The following is a 6,001-nucleotide window of genomic DNA, read 5'->3' on the forward strand; positions in this document are numbered from 1 at the left end:
CCACCACCAGCCCCACGTCGCCATTGGCGAGCCCCAGTTCGCTGAGGTTGTGGCGGCACAGCACGGGCGTGCCCACTGGCCAAAACTGGGGCGAGCGGGCGGCAGCCTCCCCCAGCAGCGCTTGGTGGATAGCTTCCACCCCCCAGCGGCCCCGGCGCACTGGTGTCAGCACTAGGTAGTAATCCAGGCCCGCCAGCAGGCTGGCGGTGACGGCGGGATCGTCCAGATCGCCCGCCAGGCAGCATTGCTGCAGCTGGTGCTGGTGCTGCCGCAGTCGCTGCAGCAGCTCTGCTGGCAGCTGGCGTGGGTTGGCCGGCAGCCAGCGCAGGTTGTCGTCAGAGTTCAGCGGTGTGAGCAGGGCCTCGAGGGGCTGCTCAATCTCCCGTAGGGCCGCTGCTACTGCAGCGATGGCCCCGTTGTTGCGGTAAGTGGTGCGCAGCTCTATGGCGGCTCCGCCCAGGGCCTGGCGGCGTTCGGGTGCCTGCAGCTCCAGCAGCACTGGCCCGGGGCCTACCGGTGGCAGCTGGGCCGCGTCCCCCACCAGCACCAGCCGGCAGCTGGGGGGTAGGGCCTCCAGCAGGGCCTGCATCAGGGGAAGATCCACCATCGACACCTCATCCACCACCAGCAGGTCGAGGGCAAGGGGGTGCTGGCGGTTGCGGCCGAAGCGCTCGCCGCGGCTCTCCAGTAGTCGGTGCAGGGTGCTGCAGGGAAGTTGCAGGCTGCTGCTGGCTAGGGCTGCCCGTAGCCGACTCGCCGCCTTGCCCGTGGGGGCTGCTAGCTGAATGCGGCTGCCTGGTTGCTGGGCGAGCACCGCCGCCAACATGCGAGCCACGGTGCTGGTTTTGCCGGTGCCCGGACCGCCCTCAAGCAGCACCAGTCCGTATTGCAGCACCGCCGTGACGGCCCGCTGCTGGTCAGGATCCAGCCCGTCGCTGCAGCTTGCGCCGGGGCTCGCATCTGGCAGCTGCAACTGGGCCCGCTCGATCAGAGCCTGCAGCACCTGCTTGCGCTGGCGCTGCCAGCGGCGCCACAGCAGCCGGTCGCCCTCCAGCACCAGGGGACCATCCGGCTCGGCGCCCAGGGGTGAAGCCTCCAGGGCGCGGCGATGTTCGGCGCTGGGCAGGTTGATTTCCAGGCGACCCTCCGCCAGGGCGGCAGCCAGGTCAGTGATCAGTTCCGCCAGCAGGGGATCGGGGCTGCTGCCATGCAGCCGCGGCAGGGCTTCAGCCAGTGCCGCTGCCAGGGTCTGGAGCCAGCGAGGTTGCTCTAGGGGGGTGGGGCTGCTCATGGAGTGCCCCCCAGGGCCTGGTCCAGTTGGAGCAGGCGGGCCAAGGGCGGCTGCTCCACAAACATGCCGGGCACCGCGCTGGCCGTGGTGGGTCCTGGCACCCCGCGCAGGAACACGTAGACGTAGCCGCCCAGGTGCTGCTCGGGTCGGTAGCCGGGCAGGCGCCAGCGCAGGTAGCGGTGTAGGGCTACCAGGTACAGGTGGGCCTGCAGGGGGTAGTGGTTGGCGGCCATCAGCTCTGCCATTGCTGCTGCTCCGTAGTGGCGTGGACCGCAGTGCAGCGGCTGCCCCTGGTCGTCGCGCTCGCCCAGCCAGTTGCTCTTCCAGTCGGCCACCCACCAGCGCTCGCCCTGTCGAAATACCAGGTCGATCGAGCCGGTGAGAAAGCCCCGGCTTTCCACTTTCAGCTGGGCAAGCTGCTCGGCGTAAGCGCTGCCAAACCAGCCTTCGGGATGGTCGGCAAATGGACGCGCCAGGTCTGGGCTGCGCACCAGGCCGAGGGGCAGATCGAAGTTCATCTCATTGAGGCGGGCACCGCGCTCAAGCTGGGCCAAGCTGAAGTCGTTGCAGGGGCCGCCCAGGGGCGTGTGCCGCAGCTGCTCCAGCCCAATTAGCACCGTTTCGCCGTGCTGGGCAGCGATACCGGCCCGCTGCAGCTCGCGGCCCACCAGTTCGGCCTGGGCTGCCAAGGGTTGGCAGTAGTCGAGCTGCTCAAGGATGCGGTGCAGACAGTCGCCGGCCTGGGCGCCCCGGGGGAAGGGGGCCAGAGGGCTGTCCTGGGAATCGGCACCCAAGGCGTTGGCCGCCGTCGCTGCCTCGAGTTCGGTGACGATGGCATCGGTTTCGCGGCCCTCCTCCACGGCTGCGGGGGCGGCGCTGTGGCTGCCCTGGGTCCAGCTGGTGTAGCTGCTGCGGCCCCAGCTGCTGTCGAAGCCATGGCTGGGTACGGGGCCCCGCTGCAGGGGTAGGCCAGCAACTGCCGGGCCTGGTTTTAGCTGGCTGCGCTGGCCGCTGGCGGGGGGCTGCACCAGGGTGAGGGGCAACTGTCGGCGGGCGATTGCTTGCTCCAGCCGCTCGCGCCACTCCGCATCACTGCGGCCGCTGTAGGGGTCGTGGTCGCTTGCGGGGGGCTGCTCCTGGTCGAACAGCCAGGGGTGCAGCGGATTGCCCTGCTGGCCCAAGGCCGGGCCCCAGGCCAGCACCAGCAGCAGCTTGGCCCGGGTGGCGGCGACATAGGCAAGTCGCTCCCGCTCCTGGAGCTCGGCCCCAAGCTGCTGCTGCCTGGCGCTCTGGCCTGGCCCCCAGTTGTTGTTCAGGTGTAGGTCGAGCACGGCTTCGGGCTGCCCGCCTTCAGGTCCGCCCGGGTGCCAGCGCACGCCGATGGACTGGCCGCTGCGGCTCTCAGCGCCGGCTTGCCAAAGGTAGGGACAGATCACCACTGGAAATTCCAGACCCTTGCTGCGGTGCACCGTCAGCACCGATACGGCCTCATCCACCACGTCGCTGTGGGGCTGGTGGGCTTCGGGGATGTCCCGGTCGGGATCGAGCCGCAGACGCCGCAGCCAGTCGGCTGCCGCTGCGGGACCCAGTTGGTCGGCATGGAGCCGCACGGCTACCAATTCACCGCACTGCTGTAAGTCCGCCAGCAGCCGGCCGCCGAGGGATAGCTGGGCCAGCCCCTTTTGCTCCAGCAGGCTCGCCAGCACCCCAAGCAGGCCGCGGCGGGGAAGTTCAACGGCCAGCTGGGCTAGGCGCGCAGCCAGGTTGCTCCAGGCTTCGGGGCTGGTGGAGGCGATTTGCTCCGCGCTCCAGCCCAGCAGGGGAGAGGCGGCCAGCAGCCGCAGGCGCTGGGTCCGGCCGGGTTCGGCCAGGGCATCGAGCAGCCGTTGCAATGCAGAGGCGCCGGCGCTTTCAAACACATCCCCCTGGCTCACCAGCTTGCTGGCTATGCCGCAGCGATCGAGGGCGGCGCGCAGCGCTTCGGCCTGACGGTGGGTGCCCACCAGCACGCATAGGTCGTTGGGGCCCAGGGGTTGGCGCTGCTCGCCCCGCTGTTGCATCAGCCCCTGGTTGAGCAATTCGGCGCTGAAGCAGGCGATCTGGTCGGGAAGTTGCCGCTCCAGGGCGCTGCGGCTGGGTGGTTTCTCACCAGCCAGGCGGCTGCCGCCGAGCCAGAGCAGCTGCAGGGGGTGCTGGCCGGCCGGTAGGAGCAGTTTGGTGTCGGTCGCCTGGGGCTGCACCGCCGGTACGGGCAGGTCGCTGCGGCGCAGCCCCGGCCCCATCAGGCCGTTGAGGCCGGCGACCAGGGCCTCGCTGGAGCGGTAGTTGTCGCGGAGGCTGCTGATGCCGCCGAAGCTGGCGGCGGCCTGACGGGCCCGCAGGTAAGTGCGCAGGTCGCCGCCGCGGAAACGATAGATCGCCTGCTTGGGATCTCCCACCATCACCAGTCGGTGCCGCTCAGGCTGGAAGGCCCGCGCCAGGATGCGCCACTGGATCGGATCGGTGTCCTGAAATTCATCGATCAGGGCAACGGCATAGCGGGCTCCCACCGCCTCTAGCAGGGGGGTACTGGCCTGCTCGCCCGGGTCAAGACCCTCCAGCAATTGGGCGAAACCCAGCCTTCCGCTCTGGCGCCGCCGCCGGCCCAGCTCGGCTCGGCCCCAGTGGCAGGCATGCAGCAGCAGGGCTTCGGCCGGACCATCCAAAACCTGGGCGATCGCCTCCTGCAGGGGGCGTTCGGGCAGGGAGGGGCCGGGGCCTTCCCCATCACCAGGTTCGAGGCTGCGGGCAACCTTGAGAAAGGCGCCGGGGTGGAAGTAATCGCGCAGCAGGCCCTGGCCGCCGCCCTGGCTGCCTGCCGTGGCGCCGTAGTCGCCGCCGATGGGCTGGGCAGCGATCCAGCCCCGCACTAGAGCGCAGCGGTCCTTGGTGGGTTTGGGAACGTAGGGGCTGGTGGTTTTGAAGCCCTGGCCGCGCCATTGGCTGGCGGCGGCGCAAAAGCCGGCCTCCAGGGCTTGGCCGTGGCTGGCCCAGAGCTGCTGGAAGTTGTGCCACGCCTCGCTCCACAGGGCCTCGAGCTGGGGTGCCAAGGGGGCGTCGGCCCGCAGCGTTGCCGGCAGGGAATCCAGGCCTAGGGCTGGATCGCCATCGAGCTGGCGCAGCAGGCCCTCGAGGGTTTCGGGGCCGCGAACCTGTTGCTGCAGCCCGGCCAGCAGGTGGCTTGGCAGGGACAGCACCTGCTGTTGCCAGTAGTCGTGTGCCACCTGGCGCACCAGGGTGCCCTTGTCGGTTTCGAGCTGCAGCTCCGGTGGCAGGCCCGCTTCCAGGGCGTGGCGCTGCAGGGTGCGGCGGCAGAAACCGTGGATGGTGGTGATGTCGGCGGCATCCAGTTCCTCTAGGGCCAGCAGCAGCCGGGCCCGCAACTTTTCGGCCCGCGGTCTTTGCTGCTCCAGCCAGGTGGCCAGGGTGGGATCGGGCGGCTCCAGATCTGGATTTTCCAGCCCTGCCAGGGCCCGCTGCAGGCGCTGGCCGATGCGATCGCGCAGTTCGGCGGCGGCGGCCTCGGTGAAAGTCACCACCAGCAGCTGGCGCAGCCCTAGCTCGGCCTCGGCCACGTAGCGCAACACCAACTGGGCCAGGGCGAAGGTTTTGCCGGTGCCGGCGCTGGCCTCCAGCAGCCGCAGCCCGGGATCCAGGGGAAAGGCATTGGCATCAAATGGTTGTGGGAGTGGCAGGGGCTGTTCAGGCGACCAAGCCTGCTCGCTGCCGGCAGACAGGTTCATATCAACCGCTCCCGCAGGGGACCAAGCAGCTCCCCAGCCCGGGCGGCCAGCTCACCGCTGGCCAACAGGGCGGCACCGCTGAGTTCAGATCCGAAGCAGAGGGCCTGCTCCGGATCAAGCCGCTCGCCGCGCAGCTGAAAACCGCCTTCCCAGGTTTCGATGGCCCGTGCTTCACCCTTATCGAGCAGGGCCCAGCCGGTTTCCGGTGGCACAGGCCAGCAGCTCTGGCGCCATTGCTGGCGCAACTCCAGCAGCCGCAGTAGTTCGGCCCGGGCGCTATCCACCTGCGGCGCCTGCAGCCGCAACTGCACTCCGAAGTCCTTGGCACCCCTGGCTACCAGCACCCCATCCAGCGGCCCTTGGTCGGCGGCGGCGGCCAGCAGCAGCGCCAGCCACAGCTCCAGCCGGTGGCGGCTGCGCGGTTTGGCGGTGTGCAGCACCAGCACCGAGCTCCCCCGCCACTGCAGCTCCTGCTGGCAGTTTTGCCAGAGGGCTAGCTGGCGGCGCTCGGGGCCCAGGGCCTCGAGGCTGGCGTGCAGGCTGCGCCAGCGCTGGCTGAGCCCGCCGGCCTCCAGTTCGCCTGCCGCCACAGGAGGTAGCAAGCCCTGGCCGCGGTGGCGAGCCAGCCAGCCGGCGGGCCCATCGAGGGCTGGGTCGCTGGGGCTTTCGAGGGCCTGGCGCAACAGCAGCGCCCGCCCGCGCTCATCGAGGCTGAGGGGCTCGAGGTCGTCGAGGCCGTCGGCCCATTCCCGCGGCCTTAGCCCCAATTCAGCCAGCCAGCTGGCCTGGGGGGCAAGCAGCCAGTCGCGCAGATCCCCGTAGGCATCGCTGGGCTGGGCAGGGGGCGCGCTAGGGGGTTCGCTGGCCGCCAGGGGCCGGGGCGGTTGCGGTGAGCCACTCTGCTGGCGGGGTTGATCGAGCAGCAGGC

Annotated in this window: 2 protein-coding genes and 1 pseudogene; all 3 read right to left on the reverse strand. The window is 70.1% G+C overall.

Annotated elements, in window-relative coordinates:
- The coding region (locus KBY71_RS14560) for an AAA family ATPase (RefSeq protein ID WP_254929611.1) at nucleotides 1-1,291 on the reverse strand (1,291 nt) is incomplete at its 3' end.
- On the reverse strand, nucleotides 1,288-5,073 hold the full coding sequence (locus tag KBY71_RS14565; RefSeq protein ID WP_254929612.1) for a UvrD-helicase domain-containing protein: 3,786 nt from the start codon (nucleotides 5,071-5,073) through the stop codon (nucleotides 1,288-1,290). The genes KBY71_RS14560 and KBY71_RS14565, both read right to left, overlap by 4 nt.
- Nucleotides 5,070-6,001, reverse strand: a pseudogene (locus KBY71_RS14570) (exonuclease V subunit gamma); the annotation flags it as partial. The pseudogene KBY71_RS14570 and the gene KBY71_RS14565, both read right to left, overlap by 4 nt.

The sequence above is a fragment of the Cyanobium sp. T1B-Tous genome (genome assembly GCF_024345475.1).
Taxonomy (GTDB): Bacteria; Cyanobacteriota; Cyanobacteriia; order PCC-6307; family Cyanobiaceae; genus Cyanobium_A.